The sequence below is a fragment of the Pseudomonas sp. NPDC085632 genome (assembly GCF_044541255.1).
Lineage (GTDB): Bacteria > Pseudomonadota > Gammaproteobacteria > Pseudomonadales > Pseudomonadaceae > Aquipseudomonas.
Genome location: NZ_JBITSX010000120.1, coordinates 1 through 1,058, shown reverse-complemented (window position 1 = coordinate 1,058; position 1,058 = coordinate 1). Strand labels below are relative to the sequence as shown.

At 54.7% G+C, this 1,058-nt stretch carries 2 protein-coding genes and 1 pseudogene; all 3 read left to right on the top strand.

What is annotated here, in order from left to right:
* Positions 1-87 (top strand): annotated as a pseudogene (locus ACIF4X_RS29320) (50S ribosomal protein L5); the annotation flags it as partial.
* Between the two features lie 13 nt (positions 88-100).
* Complete coding sequence (gene rpsN, locus ACIF4X_RS29315; RefSeq protein ID WP_007918460.1) at positions 101-406, top strand: 30S ribosomal protein S14; 306 nt, start codon at positions 101-103, stop codon at positions 404-406.
* Between the two features lie 209 nt (positions 407-615).
* Positions 616-1,008 (top strand): 30S ribosomal protein S8, encoded by a 393-nt coding sequence (gene rpsH, locus ACIF4X_RS29310; RefSeq protein WP_007918458.1) that lies wholly within the window; start codon positions 616-618, stop codon positions 1,006-1,008.
* Positions 1,009-1,058 lie beyond the last annotated feature (50 nt).

The window sequence follows — 1,058 nt, the reverse complement described above, 5'->3', positions numbered from 1 at the left end:
GTGGACTTTACCCTGACCACCACTGCCCAGAACGATGTTGAAGGCCGCGCTCTGCTGCGTGCTTTCAATTTCCCGTTCCGCAACTGATTGGAGTAGGAAAATGGCCAAGAAGAGCATGAAAAACCGTGAGCTGAAGCGTCAGCTCACTGTTGCCAAGTACGCCACCAAGCGTGCAGCGCTGAAAGCTATCATCGTCGATCTGAACGCAAGTCCAGAAGCACGTTGGGAAGCTACCGTAGCTCTGCAGAAGCAACCACGTGACGCAAGCGCTGCGCGCATGCGTAACCGTTGCCGCCTGACTGGTCGTCCGCACGGCGTTTACCGCAAGTTCGGCCTTGGCCGTAACAAGCTGCGTGAAGCTGCAATGCGTGGTGACGTACCAGGTCTGGTTAAAGCCAGCTGGTAATTGCTGTCAAAGTCTCGATGTTCGGGTTCGCAAGAACCTGACCATCGGTGGCCTTGAATCTGAATCAAGCCCCTTTTGGGGCTTGATTCATTTCTGGGGTGTGTCTAGAATGACCGGCTCGCCTGAGCCCGTGTTTTTCATGCCCGGAAGTTCTCGGCGACAAGTAGTAGCCGCAAGGCTAATTTTTCTGTATTAGGAGCGTCTAGCCCATGAGTATGCAGGACCCGTTAGCGGACATGCTAACTCGAATCCGTAATGCCCAGATGGCTGAAAAGTCTGTCGTAAGCATGCCGTCTTCCACGCTGAAGGTGGCTGTAGCAAAAGTCCTGAAGGACGAAGGTTACATCGCGGATTTTCAGATCACCACCGACGCTAAGCCGTCGTTGTCCATCGAGCTGAAGTACTTCGAAGGCCGTCCGGTTATCGAAGAAGTGAAGCGCGTTAGTCGTCCAGGCCTGCGTCAGTACAAGTCCGTTGAAGATCTGCCGAAAGTTCGTGGCGGTCTTGGCGTGTCTATCGTCTCCACCAACAAAGGTGTGATGACGGATCGTGCTGCGCGCGCTGCCGGTGTCGGCGGCGAAGTTCTTTGCACTGTGTTCTAAGGGGGATAAGCATGTCTCGCGTCGCTAAGAACCCCGTTAAGCTGCCAGCC

Bases quoted from the DNA above. Each gene is read 5' to 3' on its own strand.
- rpsN (WP_007918460.1), top strand. From the start codon at position 101: ATGGCCAAGAAGAGCATGAAAAACCGTGAGCTGAAGCGTCAGCTCACT.
- rpsH (WP_007918458.1), top strand. From the start codon at position 616: ATGAGTATGCAGGACCCGTTAGCGGACATGCTAACTCGAATCCGTAAT.